Raw genomic sequence first — 19,107 nt, forward strand, 5'->3', positions numbered from 1 at the left:
ATGAGCAACAAGATGTGGGGCGGGCGATTCTCCACGGGCCCCGATGCGATCATGGAGGAGATCAACGCCTCCATCGGCTTCGACCAGCGCCTTTTCGCCCAGGATATCGCCGGTTCCAAGGCCCACGCCACCATGCTGGCGACGCAGGGCATCGTCGCGGGGGAGGATGTCGAGAAGATCCAGGGCGGTCTAGACACGATCCTGTCAGAGATCGAGGCGGGCAAATTCACCTTCCGGCGCGATCTGGAAGACATCCATATGAATGTGGAGCAGCGTCTCGCCGACATGATCGGCCCGAGCGCCGGGCGCCTGCATACCGCGCGCTCACGCAACGACCAGGTCGCCACCGACTTCCGCCTCTATGTGCGCGACACGGTGGATGCCCTCGACGCGCAGATGGCGGACCTGCAGCTGGCGCTGTCGGAAAAGGCGCTGGCCCATGCGGCGACCGTCATGCCCGGCTTCACCCATCTGCAGACCGCCCAGCCGGTGACCTATGGCCACCATTTGATGGCCTATGTGGAGATGCTGGCGCGCGATCGCGGCCGGCTGCGCGATGCGCGCGCGCGGCTCAACGAATGCCCGCTCGGCTCGGCGGCGCTCGCCGGCACGTCCTTTCCCATCGACCGGGACATGACGGCCAAGGCGCTCGGCTTCGACCGGCCGACGGCGAATTCGTTGGACGCGGTGTCGGACCGCGATTTCGTGCTGGAGACGCTCTCCGCCGCCGCCATCTGCGCCGTGCATCTCTCGCGCTTCGCGGAAGAAGTGGTGATCTGGACCTCGCCGGCGTTCGCGCTGATCCGGTTGTCGGATAAATTCACCACCGGCTCCTCCATCATGCCGCAGAAGCGCAATCCGGACGCCGCCGAGCTGGTGCGCGCCAAGGCGGGCCGCATCATCGGCGCGCTCACCGGCCTGCTGGTGGTGATGAAGGGCCTGCCGCTCGCTTATGCCAAGGACATGCAGGAAGACAAGGAAGGCGCCTTCGACGCCTTCTCGGCGCTCTCCCTGGTGGTCGCCGCGACCGCCGGCATGGTGCGCGACATCGAGCCCGACGTGGCGCGCATGAAGAGCGCCGCCGGGCAGGGCTATTCCACCGCCACGGATCTTGCCGACTGGCTGGTGCGCGCGGCCGGCCTGCCGTTTCGCGAGGCGCACCACGTCACCGGGCGCATCGTCGCGCTCGCGTCCGATCGCGGCATCGGCCTGCACCGCCTGTCGCTGGAGGACATGCAAAGCGTGGATGGCCGCATCACGCAGGATGTGTTCAGCGTATTGTCGGTCACCCGCTCCGTGCAGAGCCGCGTATCCTACGGCGGCACTGCGCCGAGCCGGGTGCGCGCCCAGGCCAAGCGCTGGCTGAAGCGCCTGCAGGCGGAGGCGGCGAAGGCCTGAGGCACACAAGGCCTGAGGCGACGGACAAGACGATCGCACCGCCGCAAACGGCGGGCGAAGGCGGCAGGGAGGGAGGCACCCATGGTCGCGCACGAGGGAACCAACGGCGGGGCGGAGCCCGCGCCGCATTTCGATGCCGCATTCCGCGCGCGGCTGCATGATCTGCTCGCCTGGCGGCGGGACGTGCGGCACTTCCGCACCGATCCGCTGCCCGACGGCACGATGGCGCGGCTGCTGCAGATGGCCTGCCTCTCGCCCTCCGTCGGCTTGAGCGAGCCCTGGCGCTTCGTGCTGGTGGACGATCCCGCCCGCCGCGCGGCGGTGCGCGCCTGTTTCGAGGCCTGCAACGCCCACGCGCTCGCCAGCCAGTCGGCCGACAAGAGCGCCGCTTATGCTCGCCTGAAACTGGCGGGGCTCGATGATGCGCCGGTGCATTTCGCTTTGTTCGCCGATCGCGAGACCGCCCAGGGCCACGGGCTCGGCCGGCTCACCATGCCGGAAACGCTGGATTATTCGGCGGTGATGGCGGTGCAGACCCTATGGCTCGCGGCGCGCGCGGAGGGCATCGGCCTCGGCTGGGTGTCGATCCTACCGCCCGAGCGCATGGGCGAACTCATGGACGTGCCGGCGCACTGGCGCTTCATCGGTTATTTCTGCCTCGGCTTTCCGCGCGTCGAGAGCGCGGTGCCGGAGCTGGAAACCCGCCATTGGGAACACCGCCACCCGCCGGAAGGGTTCGTTCTGCGGCGCTGAAGGGCGAATGTCTTTCCGTTCTCCTACTCCCCTTCCTCCTGCCCGTACGCGGGAGCGGAGCGCCCGGCGCGTGGGGGAGAAAGTTCCGCCCGGGAGCCGCCTGAGCGGTTAAACCCCCTCTCCCGCGTGCGGGGGAGGGTTGGGGAGGGGGAAGAGCTCGGAAGCGGAAGCTCCACCAAGGTCGCACTCGGGCGCGACAGCGGCGCTGCGGTGCGGTAGAGAGAAGCGCCGCCGTGCGCGGGGCTCGCCTTTGGCGCGGCCCTCGCTATAGTGGCGTCGAATTTTCTTGGATGGCCTCGCCGTGTCGCATCGCTTGCCTGTCTCCCTGGCTTTCCTGTTTGCCTTGGCGCTCGCCGGCTGCGGCGTGAAGGGTCCGCTGGAGCCGCCGGGCACCAAGCCGCCCACCCCGCCCGGCCAGAAGGCCGCCGCCGCCAGCACCACGACGCCCAATGCGGCCGCCAATGGTCCCGTTGCGACCGCGCCCCAGGGCTCGGCCGATAACACCCGGGGCCTCGTGACGACCGACGACATCATGTCCACCAATTCCTCTCAGCCCGGCAGCGCCGATGCCCGCGCCGCGTCCGGCGATGCCTATGTTGCGCCCAACACGCCCGGCGACTCGGTCTCCCGGCCGGTGACGCAGACCCCCAATATCGCCAAACGTCCCTTCATCCTGGACGGGCTGCTCTGACGCGCCCGGAGCCGCCATGCATCATTTCGACTATCGCGACGGCCGCCTCCAGGCGGAAGACGTCGACCTCACCGCGCTCGCCCATAGCGTCGGCACGCCCTTCTATTGCTATTCCACCGCGACGCTGGAGCGGCACTATCGCGTGTTCACGCAGGCCTTCGCCGGCCGCGACATGCTGCTGTGCTATGCCCTGAAGGCCAATTCCAACCAGGCGGTGATTTCCACGCTCGCCCGGCTCGGCGCGGGGGCGGACATCGTCTCCGGCGGGGAATTGAAGCGCGCGCTCGCGGCCGGTGTGCCGGCGGAGCGCATCGTGTTTTCCGGCGTCGGCAAGACGCGCCAGGAAATGGCCGAGGCGCTCGATGCCGGCATCAAATGCTTCAATGTGGAAAGCGAGCCGGAGCTGGAGCAGCTCTCGCAGGTGGCCACCGCGCGCGGTGTCATCGCCCCGGTGTCGCTGCGGGTCAATCCCGACGTGGACGCGAAAACCCACGCCAAGATTTCCACCGGCAAGTCCGAGAACAAGTTCGGCATTCCCATTTCCACCGCCCGCGCGGTGTATGAGGAAGCCGCACGCCTGCCGGGCATTCGCATCGCCGGCGTGGACATGCATATCGGCAGCCAGATCACCGACATGGCGCCGTTCGAGAATGCCATCCTGCTGCTGGCGGAACTGGCGCGCGACCTGATGGCCGCTGGCCATACGCTGCGCCATCTCGATCTCGGCGGCGGGCTCGGCGTGCCCTATGCGGCGAGCGATCCCGTGCCGCCCGCGCCCGATGCCTATGCGGCGGCGGTGAACCGCGCGCTGGGCGGCCTCAATCTGCCGCTGATTTTCGAGATGGGCCGCATGATCGTGGCCAATGCCGGCATCCTGGTGACCCGCGTACTCTATGTGAAGCACGGCGAGGGCAAGACCTTCGTGATCGTGGACGCGGCCATGAACGATCTCATCCGCCCCACCCTCTATGAGGCCCATCACGACATTGTGCCGGTGGTCCGGCCGGCGGCGGGTGCGCCCACCTTGGTCGCCGACGTGGTGGGGCCGGTGTGCGAGACCGGGGATTATCTCGCTCTCAACCGGTCCCTGCCGGAGCTGAAGGCGGGCGACCTTCTGGCGGTGATGACCGCCGGTGCCTATGGGGCGGTGCAGGCGGGCACCTACAACACCCGTCCGCTGATCCCCGAAGTGCTGGTGCGCGGGGCCGACCATGCGGTGGTGCGGCCGCGCGTTCCGGCCGAGGCCCTGATTGCTTTGGATCGCCAGCCGCCCTGGTTTGCCTGAGCGCGCAGGGAAAAGCGGAACAGGCTGGTGCGCACGGTGTTGCTCCTGACGAAAGGAGACGCAACATGCACCCGCCCAGATTTCACGATGATCCCCGTCCAAGACGAAACGAGCCACCGCACGACAGGACGCGCGATCGGGCGGGGGATCATCGCGAGGGGTCAGGGTCCACTCAGCCGCAGGCATCGCCCGCGCGGGCTAGGCTTGCGCTGACGCCGAGCGAGGAACGGGCCCTGCGCTCCTTCACCACCGATCCCTCCTTCGGAGCCGCCGCCGCGCCGCTGGGCACCGACGACGAGGCCGCCGGCGCCACCCCCACCACCGTCCGCCCCTATCCGCCGGTGTTCACCTCCTCCGGACCGGACGCGGGCGACCCGCTGAAGCCTTTCCTCAGCGCGGAAGACCCGCGCGCGGGATCGCGCCTGCATCCCACCTGGACCATGTGGAGCCTGATCGTGCTGGCCATGGCCGTGGGCGCGGCCGTGCTGACCGCCATGGCGGTCTGAGCCGGTGCGGGTGCGGAGCGAGCGGAGTATGCGGGCGGCAATGCCGCCCTACGGCGCCAAAGCCAACTCCACCCGCATCACGGTGTAGTCCTCGCCAGGCTTGGAGACGAAGCCAAGATCCTGCGCCATGTGCATCATGGGCTGGTTTTCCCGCAGCACGTCGCCATAGATCATCTTCAGCCCACGCTGGCGGCCATAGGCGATGATCTCGTTCATCAGCCGGTAGCCCAGCCCTTTGCCCTTCATGTCCGAGCGCACCATGATGGCGTATTCGGCGGTCTCATTGTCTGGATCGGCGATAATGCGCACCACCCCGAGGAAGGCGCCCGCCGCGTCCACCGCCACCAGGGCCATTTCCCGGTCGTAATCAATCTGCGACAGGCGCGCCGCCAGCAGATGGGGAAAATCCTTCAGCGAGCCGAGAAACCGCATGCGCACGTCGCGCGGATCCGAGCGGCGCACGATGTCGACGATGCCCGGCTCGTCCTCGGGGCGGATTGGCCGCAGCTCCAGCACCTGGCCGTCGGGAAGTTCGATCTCGCGCACGAGGCCGGTGGGGAAGGGCTTGATGGCGAAACGCTCCGTGCCGACCCCCTCGGTGGGATGCACCACGATGCGCGCGTCGAGCGCGATCACGCCATGCTCGTCCGCCAGCAAGGGATTGATGTCCAGTTCGGCGATCTGCGGCAGGTCGCCGAGCAGGTCGGAAATCTTCACCAAGGTCGCGGCCACCGCGTCGAGATCCACGGGCGGATGGTCGCGATAGCCGGCGAGCAGCTTGGAGACCCGCGTACGGCCGATCATCTCCAGCGCCAGCACGCCATTGAGCGGCGGCAGGGCGACCGCGCGATCGGCGATCACTTCCACCGCCAGCCCCCCCTGGCCGAACAGCACCACCGGGCCGAAGGTGGGATCGTTCGCGATGCCGGCGATCAGTTCCTGCGCATTGGGCCGGCGGATCATGGGTTGGACCGTGAAGCCTTCCACCCGCGCGCCGGGCAGGCGTGCCTCCAGCGTCGCCAGCATGTCGCGCGCCGCCTCTTCCACCGCCTTCGGCCCGTGCAGGTCGAGGCGCACGCCGCCCACGTCGGATTTGTGCAGCACGTCGTGGGACAGGATCTTCAGCACCAGCACGCCGCCCATCTCGGCGGCGATGCGCCCGGCCTCGGCGGGATCGCGCGCGATGCGGGTTTCGACGATGGGAATGTCGTAGGCCGCGAGCACCGCCTTGGCCTCGAACTCGCTCAGGGTGGAGCGGCCCTCGGCGATCGCGGTGCGGATCACGTCCTGCGCCTTCTCGCGGTCCGGCTCGTCGAACGAGCGGGCCGGCGGGGTCTCCATCAGCAGGGTCTGGTTGCGCTGGTAGGAGACGAGATGCGCGAACGCGCGCACCGCTTCGTCCGGGGTCTCGTAGGTCGGCACGCGCTGCGCGGTGAAGCGGCGGCGGGCATCGGCGACCGCGCTTTCGCCCATCCAGCAGGTCAGCACCGGCGCGCGCGGGCGCAGGGCGAGCGCGGCGATCACCGCATCCGCCGCCTGGCCGCTGTCGGCCACCGCATTGGGGCTGTTGAGCACCAAGGTCGCGTCGGTGCCCTCGTTCTCCATCAGGATGGCGAGCGCGTCGGCATAGCGCTTGCCGTCGGCATCGGCGCCGATGTTCACCGGATTGGCGTGGGACCAGGCGCGCGGCAGGCTGGCGTCGAGCTTGGCCAGGGTCTTTGGGTCGAGCGTGCCCAATTGGCCCGGCATGTCCTCCAGCGTGTCGGTGGCGATGATGCCGGCGCCCGCGCTGTTGGTCAGCACGCCCACCCGCTCGCCCTTGAGGCGGATGCCCGAGGAGAGGGTGGAGACCGCCTCGAACAATTCGCGCAATTCGTGCACCCGCAGCATGCCGGCGCGGCGGAAGGCGGCGTCATAGACCATGTCCGCGCCGGCCAGCACTCCGGTGTGGGAGAGCGCCGCCTGCGCCCCCGCCGCGCTGCGCCCGGCCTTGATGACGATGACCGGCTTGGAGCGCGCGGCGATGCGGCCCGCCGACATGAATTTGCGCGCGTCCGTCAGGCATTCCACATAGAGCAGGATGGCGCGGGTGGAATTGTCCAGCGCCAGATAATCCAGCAGGTCGCCGAAATCCACGTCCGCCTTCTCGCCGAGCGAGATCACGTGGGAAAAGCCGAGCCCGCGCGCATGGGCCCAGTCCAGCACCGCGGTCGCCATGGCGCCGGACTGGCTGACGAAGGCAATATGGCCGCGCGCCGGCATCAGGTGCGCGAAGCTGGCATTGATGCGCGGGCCGGTGGAGATGAAGCCGAGGCTGTTCGGCCCGACGATGCGCAGCAGATGCGGCTTGGCCGCGTCCAGCACCTGCTGGCGCAGCGCGGCGTCATAGACGCCGTCCGCCACATCATAGCCGGCGGTGGCGATGATGGCGGCGCGGCAGCCCTTGGCGCCCAGCTCGGCCACCGCCTGCGGCACCTTGCTCGGCGGCGCGACGATGACGGCAAGGTCCACCGGGATCGGCAGCGCGTCGATGGTGGGATAATTGAGCGAGGAGCGGATCGCCCGCTCGCCGGCCTTCACGGTGAGGATCGGCCCGTTGAAGCCGGCCTCGAACAGATTGCGGGCGATCACCGTGCCGATCGAGCCGGCCCGGCTGCTGGCGCCCACCAGCGCGATGGCGGAGGGCGCGAACAGGGCGTCGAGATTGCGCATCGTCATGGGCGGGACCTTTGGCAGGAACTCGGACAGAGCGATGGTGCTTCGGGCCGATCATGACGCATTCCCGCGACGGCCGGGAGACGGCGCGCGCAGTTTCGGAGCTTGCGGCGGGAAGGGAGGGAGCGGCGGTCTGCGGCTCAGCCGGCGGATGTCAGGAGCTGCGTGCGAGGCTGTCGCGCACCGCATCGCTCAAGGCGTTGCTCAACAGGGGTTTTTCGATGATGGCGACCCCGGCGGAGGAGGCCCGGCGGCGGACGTTGTCGGCGGGGTTGGTGGTGATGAGAATGGCGGGCAGCGCGACATCGCGCGCCTTCAACTGGCCCAGCAACTCCAGACCATCCTGGCCTGGAAGGTAATAGTCCACCACGATGCAGCCGCGCTCGGGCAGATCGGCGGCAAGAATCTCGCCCGGCGCGGCGAAGGTGCGCACGTCGAAGCCTTCCAGCTCGAGCGCGAACTTCAGCGAATTGCGGATCGCCGGATCGTCATCCACCAGCAGAACCACATTGCCGGGCATGACCCGCATGTCCTGGTTGTTCCCGGCCATCAACACCGCCATGCGCCTCTTGCATGAGATTTTGCCGCTGCGACCGGCTCATGACGGGCACGCTGGGCGAGAGGAAGTATCCGCAGAACGCGCCGCACCGGCCTTGAGATAGATCAAGCGCCGCCGCGGCGTCAGTCCGCCGGGCCGCCGACGCCCGCGAGCAGCGCCATGCGCACCAGTTCGGAGAGGCTGGCCGCCTTCATCTTGGTCATCACATTGGCGCGGTAGACTTCGACCGTGCGCGGGCTGATGCCGAGATCATGGGCGATCACCTTGTTGGCATGGCCCACCAGCAGCAATTCCAGAACCTGGCGCTCGCGCTGGGAGAGGGCGGCGATGCGCTCCTCCACGTCGCTGCGCACCGTATCCTGGTGATGATTCAGCGCGGCCCGGGTGAGGCAGGTGCGCACCGCGGCAAGCAAGGCATCGTCGTCGAACGGCTTTTCCAGGAATTCGGCGGCGCCGAGCTTCATCGCCTCCACCGCCAGCGGCACGTCGCCATGGCCGGTGACCACGATGACCGGGATCTTCGAGCCGCGCGTGTTGAGATATTGCAGCAGCTCGACCCCGCTCAGGCCGGGCATGCGCACGTCGGTGATGATGCAGCCGGCGGTGGCGGGCACGCCGCCGTCGATGAAGGCTCCGGCGGAGGTGTGCGCCTGCACCTTGAGGCCGGCGCATTCCAGCAGGAAGCAGAGCGAATCGCGCACCGCGTCGTCATCGTCGATGACATGAATCGGCAAGGTGTCCTTGGGAAAGGTGTCCTGGGGAAAGGTCTCAGGCATTGCCCACGGCCTCCTCTTGCACGGCGCGCAGGGTGAAACGGAAGATGCTGCCGCCCTCGGGGTTCGGTTCGGCCCAGATGCGGCCGCCGTGCGATTCGATGATGGTGCGGGAGATGGAAAGCCCCACCCCCATGCCGTGCTGCTTGGTGGTGATGAAGGGCATGAACAATTGGTCGGCGATCTCCTTGGAGATGCCGTGGCCGGTATCGGACACGGAAATCGCGACCATGTCGTCCTCCTCCGGGCTGGTCTGCACCACGAGGAAGCGCCGCGGCGCTTCCATCATCGCTTCCATGGCGTTGCGGATCAGATTGAGCAAGACCTGCTGCACCTGCACCTTGTCCGCGAGCACGAGGTCGCAGGCGGGATCGAACTTGAAGCGCACCTCGATGCCATATTCCTTGGCGCCCACCAGGGCGAGGGCGCTCGCCTCTTCCACCAGCTTGGAGAGGCTTTCCACTCGGCGCTCGCTCTCCCCGCGCGAGACGAAATCGCGCAGCCGGCGAATGATGTTTCCGGCCCGCAGCGCCTGTTCGGCGGCCCTGTCGAGCGCGCCCTGCAATTGCGGGGTGTTGCGCGATCCCTCCTGTTCCAGCAGGCGGCGGCAGCCCTTGATGTAATTGGCGATGGCGGAAAGCGGCTGGTTGAGTTCATGGGCCAGGGTGGAGGCCATCTCGCCCATGGCGGTGAGGCGCGAGATGTGGACCAGCTCGGCCTGCAATTCCTGCAGCCGGGCTTCGGTCGCCTGGCGCTCGGTGAGATCGCGGATGAAGCCGGTGAAGAAGCGCCCGGAGCCCGAGCGCATCTCGCCCACCGACAATTCCATGGGGAAGGTGGAGCCGTTCTTGCGCTGGCCCACCACCACCCGGCCGATGCCGATGATGCGGCGCTCGCCCGTTTTGTGGTAGCGCGCGAGATAGGCGTCGTGGGCCGCCTTGTGGGGCTGGGGCATCAGGATCGCGACATTCTGGCCGATGGCTTCCGAGGCGGTATAGCCGAACAGGCGCTCGGCGGCGCTGGAAAAGGATTGCATGATGCCGCGCGCGTCGATCACGATCATGGCGTCGGGCACGGTGTCGAGAATGGAGGAGAGGTGCGCCTCGCGCGCCAGCAGGGCCCGGTCGCGGGCGGCGGCGTCCTGCTTGGTGCGGCGCAGCCGTTCTCCGAGCACGCTGGCGGAAAGCCCGAGCACGAGGAACAGCAGGGCCGCCGGGCGCGTGGGGGGCGCGTTGCCTGCTTCGCTCCAGGCCAGGGCGGATTGGGCGCCGAGGGCGATCGCCACCGCCGGCAGGCTGGCGGCAAGGCCCCGCCCGCTGACCAGCACCACCGCGAGGCCGCAGGCGAGCAGGGCCGCGGTGCCGAAGGCGGGCCAGCCGAGCAGGTCGCCGGCGACCACGGCGATCATCACCGCGAAGGCACCGGCGAACAGGCTGGTGAGCACCTCGCCGGTGACGCTCGCCATCTGGCCGGCGCCGACCGGAGGCGGCGCCACTGCCGCGGGGGCGGCGGCCTCGGTCTCGTTCTGGCTGGTCATCCCGCCCGTCCATACCCCATTGCGCGGATGAGACAGGCGCGAGTCGCCTGCCGGCTACCGCCGCGCTTACATGCACTTTGGCCCACTCCGCGCCTCCGGGAAATCCCTTAGGGAGCCCTACTTAAGGGTTCGATCCGAATTTATTGATCGAGAGCAAAGACCTAAGCCTCTAATCGACCTTTTGGAGGCCTGTTCGATGTCCGCTACCGCCGCCGCTATCATCGCGAACCGCGCCTTTCCCGCCCCGCTGCCCGCCGCCATTCGGGAGGAAGAAGACGTGCTCAACCCCGCCGCCGCCGTGGCGCGCATGGGAACCGTCGTCAGTTTTGCCCGCAATGCCGAGATTTTCGGCGAGGATGAACCCGCCGACCATGTCTTCGTGGTGCTCTCGGGCGTTGTGCGCATCTGCAAGCTGCTCGGTGACGGGCGTCGGCAGATCGAGACCTTCTGCCTGAAAGGCGATGCCTTCGGTTGGGAGACCGCCGAGCGCACCCGCTTTTCCGCCGAGGCGGTCAGTGATTGCCGCCTGGCCCGCGTGAAGCGGTCGCTGCTGTTCAGCCGGGCCGCCGACGACAGCGTGCTCGCCCGCGCCATCTGGAACCTCACCTTCACCGAATTGCACCGCGCGCAGGACCATCTTCTTCTGCTGGGCCGCAAGACCGCGCAGGAGCGGGTCGCGACCTTCCTGCTGGATCTCGCGCGTCGCTCCAGCCCGGTCGATGCCAGCGAAGTGCACTTGCCCATGTCGCGCCAGGACATCGCCGATTATCTCGGCCTCACCATCGAGACCGTCTCGCGCACCCTGACCCAGCTCGAGGGCTCCGCGGCGATCGCCCTGCCGTCCTCCCGCTGCATCGTGCTGCGCGACCGCAACGCGTTGCGCCGCCTCGACAGCTGAGGCCCATCGCTTTCCGCGCGCGGGCACTTTCCTCGCGCGGGCCTGTGGGGCGTGGCCGCTCGCCCCGTCTTGTCCCGCCGCGTCGCGGCGGGGATGTTGCCAAGCAAGCATCGCCTTCTTCCCCGGGCGCGTCCCGGCGTCTGAGCCGCCTCGGGCACCCGACCTCGCCGGCCGTGTGCCCGCCAGCGCCGGCCGGATGGCCGGGACACGCACGGGAACGAAGGCGCATCCTTAGGAATCCGCCTTCCTGGAAGGCGCATCCTTAGGAATCCGCCTTCCTGGAAGGCGCATCCCGCAATGGCCCAGGCTGAGCATTCCGCAGCCGCGGGGCCGATCCGCAGTGAGGGGCCGGCCCGCTCCAGCTGAGCCGGTCATGCACGGGCGCGACCCGTGCATTCACGCAACGCCGCTGGCCACCAGCTTTTCAAAGCCCGCGCGGGCGCCCCGGCATGGACGCCGGGAATGCCCGGCCATGGCCCCGAAGGGCGTGCACCTCCGGCGCACCCACACCCCTGAAGGCCGATCCGCGCTTTTCGCTTACACCGCCACCGCATGCCGGCGTGGCGCCGGGGCGGCGTGTTGCGGCGAATCAGGGGCAGAGCCCGTTTGCGGCGCGAGATAGGCATCGAACACCGCGCACACGGTGCGGGTGAAGGCCCGCGCGGATTCCGGCACGCGCACCAAGGCGCCCTCGCGCACCGCCAGTCCATCCGCGATCAATGGCGCGAGCGCGGCCAGCTCCTGGGCGAATACCCCGGAATCGGTTCCGTGGGCGGCGCAGACGGCATCGAGATCAACCGACAGATCGCACATGAGCCGCTCGATCACCGCCCGCCGCAGCCGGTCGTCGGCCGTCAGGGCGCGCCCGCGCGCGATCGGCAGCTCGCCCCGCGCGACCGCCTGGTGCCAGTGCGGGGTTGCCGGCAGGTTCTGCACATAGCCTTGGGGCAGGGCGCCGATGGCGGATGGGCCGAAGCCCAGCAGCACCGGCGCATCGTCGGTCGTATAGCCCTGGAAGTTGCGCTTCAGCGTTCCGGCTTCCGCGCGCTCGGCCATGGCATCGCCGGGACGGGCGAAATGATCCAGGCCGATGGATACATAGCCGGCTTCGTTTAGCAGGCGCGAAATAGTTTCCGCCTGTTCGAGCCGGGCGGCGGCGCCGGGCAGGGCGGCTTCTGAAATCAGCGCCTGGTGCTTTTTCATCCACGGCACATGGGCATAGCCGAACACCGCGATGCGGCTCGGCTCCAGCGCCAGCGCGTCGCGCAGCGTGCGCGTCACCGAGGCAATGGTCTGGTGGGGCAGGCCATAGATCAGGTCCAGATTGATGGCGCCGATCCCGGCCTTGCGCAGGGCGTCGGCGACCGCGGCAGTTTCGGCGAAACTTTGCCGGCGACCGATCGCCTCCTGGACCTTCGGATCGAAATCCTGCACGCCCAGGCTCGCCCGGTTGATGCCGGCGGCGGCCAGCGTCTCCACCTTGGCCTGGTCCATGACGCGAGGGTCGATCTCGATCGCGATCTCGGCGTCCGGGCGGACCGCAAAGCGGGTGCGCAGCATGTCCATGATGCGCAGGAAATCGGGATTGCCCAGCATGGTCGGCGTGCCGCCGCCCCAATGCAGGTGTCCCACCTCCAGCTGGCCGGGCAGGCGCGCGGCGACCAGTTCGATCTCTTCCGCCAACCGCGCCGCATAGGCGATCAGCGGCGTCACCCCGCGCGCCACCGTGGTGTGGCAGCCGCAATAGAGGCACAGCTCCGCGCAGAACGGCACATGCAGGTAGAGCGAGGCGGTGGCATCCGCAGGGACCGCCGCCAGCCATCCGGCATAGGTTGCGCCATCCACCTCGGGGCCGAAATGGGGGGCCGTGGGGTAGGAGGTGTAGCGCGGCACCGGGCGGCCGGCGCGTGCGAGCAGATTTGCATTCATGATGCGCGGATCATCCGCGAAACGCCGGCAAATCGCTTTGATTCACCGCAAGGGCGGCCGGCACGTCGGTCGCGCCGAATGGCGACGGCGAACATGCGCCGAAAAGCGCCGAAATCGCCCCACACAGGGCGGAAAAGGCGCGGAGGAGCGATCCTCCGCGCGGTTCGTCAATGCTTGAAGTGGCGCACGCCGGTGAAGACCATGGCGAGGCCGGCGGCGTCGGCGGCGGCGATCACCTCGGCATCGCGCATCGACCCGCCCGGCTGGATGACCGCCGTCGCACCGGCCTCGACGGCGGCTAACAGCCCGTCCGCAAAGGGGAAAAAGGCATCGGAGGCGACCACGGAGCCCTTGGTCAGCGGCACGGTCAGCCCGGCCGCCTCCGCGGCGTCCTGGGCCTTGCGGGCGGCGATGCGGGCGGAATCCACCCGGCTCATCTGGCCGGCGCCGATGCCCACCGTCGCGAGGTCCTTGGCATAGATAATCGTGTTTGATTTCACATGCTTAGCCACCCGGAAGGCGAACCGCATGTCGGTCAGCTCAGCCTCGGTCGGCTCCCGGCGGGTGACCACCTTGAGGTCCAGATCGTCGATGGAGGCATTGTCCCGGCTCTGCACCAGCAGCCCCCCCGCGACGGTGCGGACATTGAGGCCGGGGCTGCGCGGATCGGGCAGGCCGCCGGTCAGCAGCAGGCGCAGATTCTTCTTTGCGGCTATGAGGTTAATCGCCTCGTCGGTGGCGTCGGGAGCGACGATCACCTCGGTGAAAATCTCCACCATCGCCCGCGCCGCCTCGGCATCCAGGGTCCGGTTGACGGCGATGATGCCGCCGAACGCCGAGACCGGATCGCACGCCAGCGCCTTGGCATAGGCCTGCGCCAGCGAGCTTCCCTCGGCGACCCCGCAGGGATTGGCATGCTTGACGATCACCACCGCGGCGGTACGGGCGGGGTGGAACTCCGCGACACACTCGAAGGCCGCGTCCGTGTCGTTAATATTGTTGAACGACAATTGCTTACCCTGCACCTGCCGGGCCGTGGCGACGCCCGCGCGCTGCTCGGAGGTGGCGTAGAAGGCCGCCGTCTGGTGCGGGTTCTCGCCATAGCGCAGAGCCTCGATCAGCTTGCCGCCGACCGCGCGATAGGTGGGCGCCTCGGCCTTCACCTGGACCGCGAACCAATTGGAAATGGCCGCGTCATAGGCGGCGGTGCGGGCATAAGCGGTCTGCGCCAGCTTGCGCCGCAGGGCGAGGGTGGTGCCGCCATGCAACTCGATTTCCGCCAGCACGGCGGAATAGTCGGAAACATCGACCACCACCGCCACGTCATTGTGGTTCTTGGCCGCGCCACGGATCAGCGCTGGGCCGCCAATGTCAATGTTCTCAATGGTTTCATCGAAGTCGGCGCCGCGCGCCACCGTGGCTTCGAAGGGATAGAGATTGACGACCACCAAGTCGATGGGGGGAATGCCGTGCTCGGCCATGGAGGCCTGATGGCTGGGATCGGTGCGGATCGCCAGGATGCCGCCATGAACGCGCGGATGCAGGGTCTTCACCCGGCCGTCCATCATCTCCGGGTAGCCGGTCAGCTCCGCCACATCCATCACGGCAAGACCCGCGTCTGCCAAGGCCTTGGCGGTGCCGCCGGTGGAAACGAGCTGCACGCCGGTCTTCACCAGCGCGGTGGCGAAGGGGATCAGGCCCGCTTTGTCGGACACCGAGATCAAGGCACGGGTGACGGGGCGCACGTCGGCGGGCATGGGGCAACTCCGGATCTGAATTGCGCTCGCCCTATCACGGAGTGGCGGTCGCCGTCACCGGGTGCGGGCGGAAGAGCTGCCCCCCGCGGGAAGCGGGGGCTGGCGCTCGCGGGTGCGCACCAGGGTCCACAACACGCGTCCGGTCTCCGCCAGCGATCCGGAAATCACCAGCTGGACCGTGCGACGCGGACCGTCCGGGGCCGCGAGATAAATGCTCTCTTCCAGCAGAACGCTTTGATTGGGCGCGAGAAAGGCCCAGGCTTCGCCGCCGGGCAGAGCGAGCAGCACGGTGCTCGGATCGTCGAGCCGCTCCACCGTCACGCTCGGATGTAGATGAAAGCGGATCGCGAAGGCGGTGGCGGGCAAAGTGGCCGGCGCGCCTTCCGCCGGCTTGAACAGATCCTCGCCATCGAGCCGCGCACCTTCGCTCGCGAGGCGGAACGAGCGCTGGTGGATAATCCCAAAGCTCGCGGCATAGCCATCATGGCTTGCCCGCAGCATCAGGGAATCGTCCCTCTTGCCCCGTTGCACCGGCACGGCCGTGGGACCCGAGACGATGGGGAAGCCGACCAGTTTGCCCAGCCACTTCCATTGGAGGAAACGGGCGGAGGAGGTGTCGCCGATCACCGCCGTGCAATGGGCGGCGGTGGCGCGCGCAACTTGCCACCAGGTCTCGCGGTTCATCGCCGTCATGCCGCAATTGACGAAGATGCGATTGCGCCCGCTGGAGAATTCAAACGCGAGGCAGCTTGCGTGCGCCTCCCAGCCGGCGGCCAGCGGCGGGGCGATACCAGTATCGGCAATCAGCACGCTGCCCTTGGCGTCGAGCCGCTGGAAGCCGGAATGGGGCGCATTGGCCACCGGCGCGCCGCGCGCATCGTCATAAGCAAGAATAGTCGCGAGCTGGTCGGCGGCGGTATGGCCCATGCCGTGGAAATGGGCGAACGCCCCGTCTCCATGCCGGAAGAAGCGCAGCATGGGCATCATGCGGTCGATGGCGTTCATCAGCGCCTGAGGCGCGGGCTGGTTGCGCGCGGCGAAGGCATGGCGCAGGGGCAGCAGGTCCAGCAGTAGCGCGATGAGGCTGTCGGGATTACGCGTGATGATGCCGCCGTCCGGCAGGATCTGCCGGTCCAGCTCCTCCTCCAAGCGCCGCTGGGAGACTTTGAGCAGCCGGCTCTGGTCGGACATGCACAGGCCGGCGAACACCAGGGCGATGGTGGAGATGAGGCGGGGATAGCCGTCCGGCGCGCCGATCGCGCTGCGCCGCAGGTGGCGGACCTGCCGGGCGAGGCTGCGCATGAAGCGGCGATAGAATTCGTGGTCCGCATCCTGGAGGATGAACGGCGCCTGGGTGAGCCAGGAGATGATGCGGCGGGCCGTCACTTCTGGCTCGGCCGCGATGGCGCGGGCCTCGCCCGGATTGCGAATCCAGTCGCCGACGATGGCGCGGGCATTGGCGCGGGCGATGGTGGTGCTGGCCGCCCGCAGATGGCGCAGCCAGCCGAAGCCGTGCAGCGTCTGCGCCCATTCGTGCGAGGGCGGCTCCAGCTCGAATGGCGTGCGCCCGTCCAGCAAGGCGATCTTGCCGGCGAAGGCGAATCGGCCGGCATAAATCTCGCTGGCACGCGTGGCGTCGCCCGTGCGCAGGTCTTGCGGCGCTATGAGCAGGCGCTCGGGCACCGGAATGCTGACCCGGCCGATGGACAGCGGCAGGCCGGGCAGGCGCGCAAGGAACATGCGCCAGCCCTGCCCCGCGACGAAGGCCGCGAGGCGCATGCGTTCTGCCAGGGCTCCGCGGGTCATGCCTGGTGACTACCCCCGACGGCGCGTGCCGCCTTTCACTATCCGTGCGGCAAAGAAGCCGTCGAGGCCGGACCGCTCCGGCTCTCCCCGCACCCAATCACTGGGCACAGTGCGCAAATCACCTTGAGGAGTGATGAACGCGGCGACGCCGGGCGCATCTTCTGGTGTCAGCGGGGCTCTTTCCGCTTCGGGGCGGGCGGACAGCAGGCGGGCGATCTGCGCTTCGCCCTCCTCCGGCTCCAGCGAGCAGGTGGAATAGACCAGCACGCCGCCGGGTTTGAGCAGGTCGAGCGCGCGGTCCAGCAGCCGGCCCTGAAGCTCGGCGAGGCCGGCGATATCTCCCGGCCGCTTGTTCCAGGCGATGTCGGGATGGCGGCGCAAGGTGCCGGTGGCGGTGCAGGGCGCATCCAGCAGGATCGCGTCATAAGGGCCGCCGGAAAATTCCGCCGCATCCGCCTCGACGATCTCGGCCGAAAGCTTCAGGCGCGCCAGATTCTCCGAGAGGCGCATCAGGCGTTGGCCGGAGCGGTCGAGCGCGGTCACGCGGGCGCCCGCCGCGACAAGCTGGGCGGTCTTGCCGCCGGGCGCGGCGCAGAGGTCCAGGACGTTCAGGCCTTTCACATCGCCGAGCAGGCGGGCGGGGAGGGCGGCTGCGGCGTCCTGCACCCACCATTCGCCATCCTCATAGCCGGGCAGGGCGCGCACCGGGCCAGCATGGAGGATGCGGACGGAGCCGGTGGGCAGCACCTCGCCGCCGAGTTTCTGCGCCCAGCTTTCGGGATCGGATTTCACCGTCAGATCAAGGGCCGGCTCGTGCGCGTGCATGGCGCAGATCGCGGCGGCGCGTTCGACGCCATAGGTCTTCGTCCAGCGCTGGCGGAGCCAATCGGGCGTGTCGGCCGCGAGGGCGTCAATCGCCGCGAGGCGCTCGGCGCCCTCTCGCGTCAGGCGGCGCAGAACCGCATTGATCAGGCCCGCGAAGCCCGAGGTGGTGCCGTCGCCGCGTGCGATCTCCACCGAGAGGCCGACCGCCGCGTGATCGGGTACGTCCATGAACAGAATCTGCGCCGCGCCCACCAGCAGCACGGTTTCAACCTTGGGCGCAGATTTGGGAAAGCCGCGGTCCAGCATGGGGCCGACCACCGCGCGCAAGGTGCCGAGGCGGCGCAAGGCGGTGGCGACGATGCGAAAGGCCAGTGCCCGGTCGCGCGGTTCGAGCCCGGCGGCATTTTCGAGCGAATCCTCCAGCGCGGTGCCGCCGCGCAGCACGCGGTCCAGGGCATCGGCCGCGACCAGGCGGGCGCGCAGGCCAGCGGCCTCCGGCGGGCGCCGCTCGGGTGAGCGGGTGGCGGTTCGGGTGGCGGATCTCGGGCGGGACGGGGTTTTCATTGCGCGCACCTAGAGCCATGCGGGCCGCTTGGCAACCTCGCCAGTGGTTTCCACGCCTTTCGCGTCCTCAATTCCACCTGAACCGTGTGCTTTCGCCTATCCCCATCAGCCCCAGGGCCCGCGGCGCTGCGGGCCGCCGGTGCCGCCCCAGGGGCCGCGCGGCGTGGTGCCGACGGGCGTCGTCGCTGCGGCGGGAGCGCTCGCAAAGCCGCGCGGGCCCATCTCCTGCGCCAGCTGGCGCAGGGCGGCGATGCGGTTCTCGGTGGCCGGATGGGTGGAGAACAGGTTGTCCATCCGCTCGCCCGACAAGGGATTGATGATGAACATATGGGCGGTGGCAGGATGCCCCTCGGCCTCATAGTTCGGGATCTGGTGCGCAGCTCCGGAGATTTTGGCGAGCGCGGCCGCGAGTGCTATCGGGTGGCCGCAGATCTCCGCGCCGGTGCGGTCCGCCACATATTCGCGCGATCGCGAAATCGCCATCTGCACCACCATGGCGGCGATAGGGGCGAGGATCGCCATGAGAATGGTGCCGACCATGCCGAACGGCGAATTGTTCTCCCGGTTTCCGCCGCCGAAGAACAGGCCGAAGTTCGCCAGCATGGAGATGGCGCCGGCGAAGGTGGCGGTAATCGTCATGGTCAGCGTGTCGTGATGCTTCACGTGCGCCAGTTCGTGCGCCATCACGCCGGCGACCTCCTCGCGGGTCAGCATCTGCAGCAGGCCGGTGGTGGCGGCGACCGCGGCATTCTGCGGATTGCGCCCGGTGGCGAAGGCGTTCGGCTGGGGGTTGTCCATGATATAGACCTTCGGCATGGGCAGTTGTGCCCGCGCCGCCAGCTCACGCACCATGGAGACCAGCTCCGGCGCCGTGCGGTCGTCCACTTCCCGCGCGCCGTACATGCGCAGGACCATCTTGTCCGAATTCCAATAGCTGAACACATTCATGGCGGCGGCCACCAGGAACGCGATGAACATGCCGCTGGTGCCCCCGAGGGCGAAGCCGACGGCCATGAACAGAGCGGTCAGGCCCGCCAGCAGGATCGCCGTCTTCAAATAGTTCATTCTCTCCTCCGCAAGGCGGCCCGGCCGCCCGATATCCTGTCATAGG

Annotated in this window: 15 protein-coding genes; 6 read left to right on the top strand and 9 right to left on the bottom strand. The window is 68.6% G+C overall.

Going from position 1 to position 19,107, the window contains the following annotated elements; all coding sequences use genetic code 11:
* The 5 genes from argH (at position 1) to V5F78_RS21085 (ending at position 4,633) form a co-directional block, all read left to right on the top strand.
* Positions 1-1,398: an argininosuccinate lyase gene (gene argH, locus V5F78_RS21065; RefSeq protein WP_394070843.1), complete on the top strand. Its 1,398-nt coding sequence runs from the start codon at positions 1-3 to the stop codon at positions 1,396-1,398.
* 81 nt (positions 1,399-1,479) lie between these two features.
* Positions 1,480-2,151 carry a 5,6-dimethylbenzimidazole synthase gene (gene bluB, locus V5F78_RS21070; protein ID WP_394070845.1) on the top strand — a complete coding sequence of 224 codons (672 nt, stop codon included), beginning with the start codon at positions 1,480-1,482 and terminating at the stop codon, positions 2,149-2,151.
* Positions 2,152-2,452: 301 nt separating this feature from the next.
* Positions 2,453-2,842 carry an LPS translocon maturation chaperone LptM gene (lptM, locus tag V5F78_RS21075; RefSeq protein WP_394070847.1) on the top strand — a complete coding sequence of 130 codons (390 nt, stop codon included), beginning with the start codon at positions 2,453-2,455 and terminating at the stop codon, positions 2,840-2,842.
* A gap of 16 nt (positions 2,843-2,858) precedes the next feature.
* Positions 2,859-4,127 carry a diaminopimelate decarboxylase gene (gene lysA / locus V5F78_RS21080; RefSeq protein WP_394070849.1) on the top strand — a complete coding sequence of 423 codons (1,269 nt, stop codon included), beginning with the start codon at positions 2,859-2,861 and terminating at the stop codon, positions 4,125-4,127.
* A gap of 65 nt (positions 4,128-4,192) precedes the next feature.
* A complete protein-coding gene (locus tag V5F78_RS21085) occupies positions 4,193-4,633 on the top strand; it encodes a hypothetical protein (protein ID WP_394070851.1) in 441 nt (146 codons plus the stop codon).
* Positions 4,634-4,681: 48 nt separating this feature from the next.
* Here the strand turns inward: V5F78_RS21085 and V5F78_RS21090 are convergent, their stop codons facing one another.
* From V5F78_RS21090 to V5F78_RS21105, 4 genes are all read right to left on the bottom strand, one after another.
* Positions 4,682-7,351, bottom strand: a complete 2,670-nt coding sequence (locus tag V5F78_RS21090) for a bifunctional acetate--CoA ligase family protein/GNAT family N-acetyltransferase (RefSeq protein WP_394070852.1) — start codon at positions 7,349-7,351, stop codon at positions 4,682-4,684.
* 151 nt (positions 7,352-7,502) lie between these two features.
* Entirely contained in the window at positions 7,503-7,910 is a 408-nt protein-coding gene (locus V5F78_RS21095) for a response regulator transcription factor (protein ID WP_394070854.1), read from the bottom strand.
* A gap of 119 nt (positions 7,911-8,029) precedes the next feature.
* On the bottom strand, positions 8,030-8,683 hold the full coding sequence (fixJ, locus tag V5F78_RS21100; RefSeq protein ID WP_394070856.1) for a response regulator FixJ: 654 nt from the start codon (positions 8,681-8,683) through the stop codon (positions 8,030-8,032).
* Positions 8,676-10,217, bottom strand: a complete 1,542-nt coding sequence (locus V5F78_RS21105) for a PAS domain S-box protein (RefSeq protein ID WP_394070858.1) — start codon at positions 10,215-10,217, stop codon at positions 8,676-8,678. Before V5F78_RS21105 ends, fixJ begins: the two co-directional genes overlap by 8 nt.
* Before the next feature lie 196 nt (positions 10,218-10,413).
* Here V5F78_RS21105 and V5F78_RS21110 point away from each other — a divergent pair, with 196 nt between their 5' ends.
* Positions 10,414-11,115, top strand: a complete 702-nt coding sequence (locus V5F78_RS21110; protein ID WP_394070859.1) for a helix-turn-helix domain-containing protein — start codon at positions 10,414-10,416, stop codon at positions 11,113-11,115.
* Positions 11,116-11,652: 537 nt separating this feature from the next.
* Here the strand turns inward: V5F78_RS21110 and hemN are convergent.
* The 5 genes from hemN to htpX all read right to left on the bottom strand — a co-directional run bounded on the left by hemN (position 11,653) and on the right by htpX (position 19,061).
* Positions 11,653-13,044, bottom strand: a complete 1,392-nt coding sequence (gene hemN / locus V5F78_RS21115) for an oxygen-independent coproporphyrinogen III oxidase (protein ID WP_394070861.1) — start codon at positions 13,042-13,044, stop codon at positions 11,653-11,655.
* A gap of 167 nt (positions 13,045-13,211) precedes the next feature.
* Positions 13,212-14,801, bottom strand: a complete 1,590-nt coding sequence (gene purH / locus V5F78_RS21120) for a bifunctional phosphoribosylaminoimidazolecarboxamide formyltransferase/IMP cyclohydrolase (RefSeq protein WP_394070863.1) — start codon at positions 14,799-14,801, stop codon at positions 13,212-13,214.
* Between the two features lie 54 nt (positions 14,802-14,855).
* Positions 14,856-16,607, bottom strand: coding sequence for a heparinase II/III family protein (locus V5F78_RS21125; protein WP_394070865.1), 1,752 nt, complete (start codon positions 16,605-16,607; stop codon positions 14,856-14,858).
* 9 nt (positions 16,608-16,616) lie between these two features.
* Complete coding sequence (rsmB, locus tag V5F78_RS21130; protein ID WP_394070867.1) at positions 16,617-17,996, bottom strand: 16S rRNA (cytosine(967)-C(5))-methyltransferase RsmB; 1,380 nt, start codon at positions 17,994-17,996, stop codon at positions 16,617-16,619.
* Positions 17,997-18,101: 105 nt separating this feature from the next.
* Positions 18,102-19,061, bottom strand: a complete 960-nt coding sequence (htpX, locus tag V5F78_RS21135) for a zinc metalloprotease HtpX (protein ID WP_394070869.1) — start codon at positions 19,059-19,061, stop codon at positions 18,102-18,104.
* Positions 19,062-19,107 lie beyond the last annotated feature (46 nt).

Origin of the sequence: Roseixanthobacter glucoisosaccharinicivorans, from assembly GCF_043195095.2 — a bacterium.
Lineage (GTDB): Bacteria > Pseudomonadota > Alphaproteobacteria > Rhizobiales > Xanthobacteraceae > NCEH01.

Excerpts from the sequence above, each read along its gene's own strand:
- bluB (WP_394070845.1), top strand. The coding sequence starts at position 1,480 with ATGGTCGCGCACGAGGGAACCAACGGCGGGGCGGAGCCCGCGCCGCAT.
- purH (WP_394070863.1), bottom strand. The coding sequence starts at position 14,801 with ATGCCCGCCGACGTGCGCCCCGTCACCCGTGCCTTGATCTCGGTGTCC.
- V5F78_RS21105 (WP_394070858.1), bottom strand. The coding sequence starts at position 10,217 with ATGACCAGCCAGAACGAGACCGAGGCCGCCGCCCCCGCGGCAGTGGCG.
- rsmB (WP_394070867.1), bottom strand. The coding sequence starts at position 17,996 with ATGAAAACCCCGTCCCGCCCGAGATCCGCCACCCGAACCGCCACCCGC.
- V5F78_RS21125 (WP_394070865.1), bottom strand. The coding sequence starts at position 16,607 with ATGACCCGCGGAGCCCTGGCAGAACGCATGCGCCTCGCGGCCTTCGTC.
- V5F78_RS21090 (WP_394070852.1), bottom strand. The coding sequence starts at position 7,351 with ATGACGATGCGCAATCTCGACGCCCTGTTCGCGCCCTCCGCCATCGCG.
- fixJ (WP_394070856.1), bottom strand. The coding sequence starts at position 8,683 with ATGCCTGAGACCTTTCCCCAGGACACCTTTCCCAAGGACACCTTGCCG.
- lysA (WP_394070849.1), top strand. The coding sequence starts at position 2,859 with ATGCATCATTTCGACTATCGCGACGGCCGCCTCCAGGCGGAAGACGTC.
- V5F78_RS21095 (WP_394070854.1), bottom strand. The coding sequence starts at position 7,910 with ATGGCGGTGTTGATGGCCGGGAACAACCAGGACATGCGGGTCATGCCC.
- V5F78_RS21085 (WP_394070851.1), top strand. The coding sequence starts at position 4,193 with ATGCACCCGCCCAGATTTCACGATGATCCCCGTCCAAGACGAAACGAG.
- htpX (WP_394070869.1), bottom strand. The coding sequence starts at position 19,061 with ATGAACTATTTGAAGACGGCGATCCTGCTGGCGGGCCTGACCGCTCTG.
- hemN (WP_394070861.1), bottom strand. The coding sequence starts at position 13,044 with ATGAATGCAAATCTGCTCGCACGCGCCGGCCGCCCGGTGCCGCGCTAC.
- V5F78_RS21110 (WP_394070859.1), top strand. The coding sequence starts at position 10,414 with ATGTCCGCTACCGCCGCCGCTATCATCGCGAACCGCGCCTTTCCCGCC.
- argH (WP_394070843.1), top strand. The coding sequence starts at position 1 with ATGAGCAACAAGATGTGGGGCGGGCGATTCTCCACGGGCCCCGATGCG.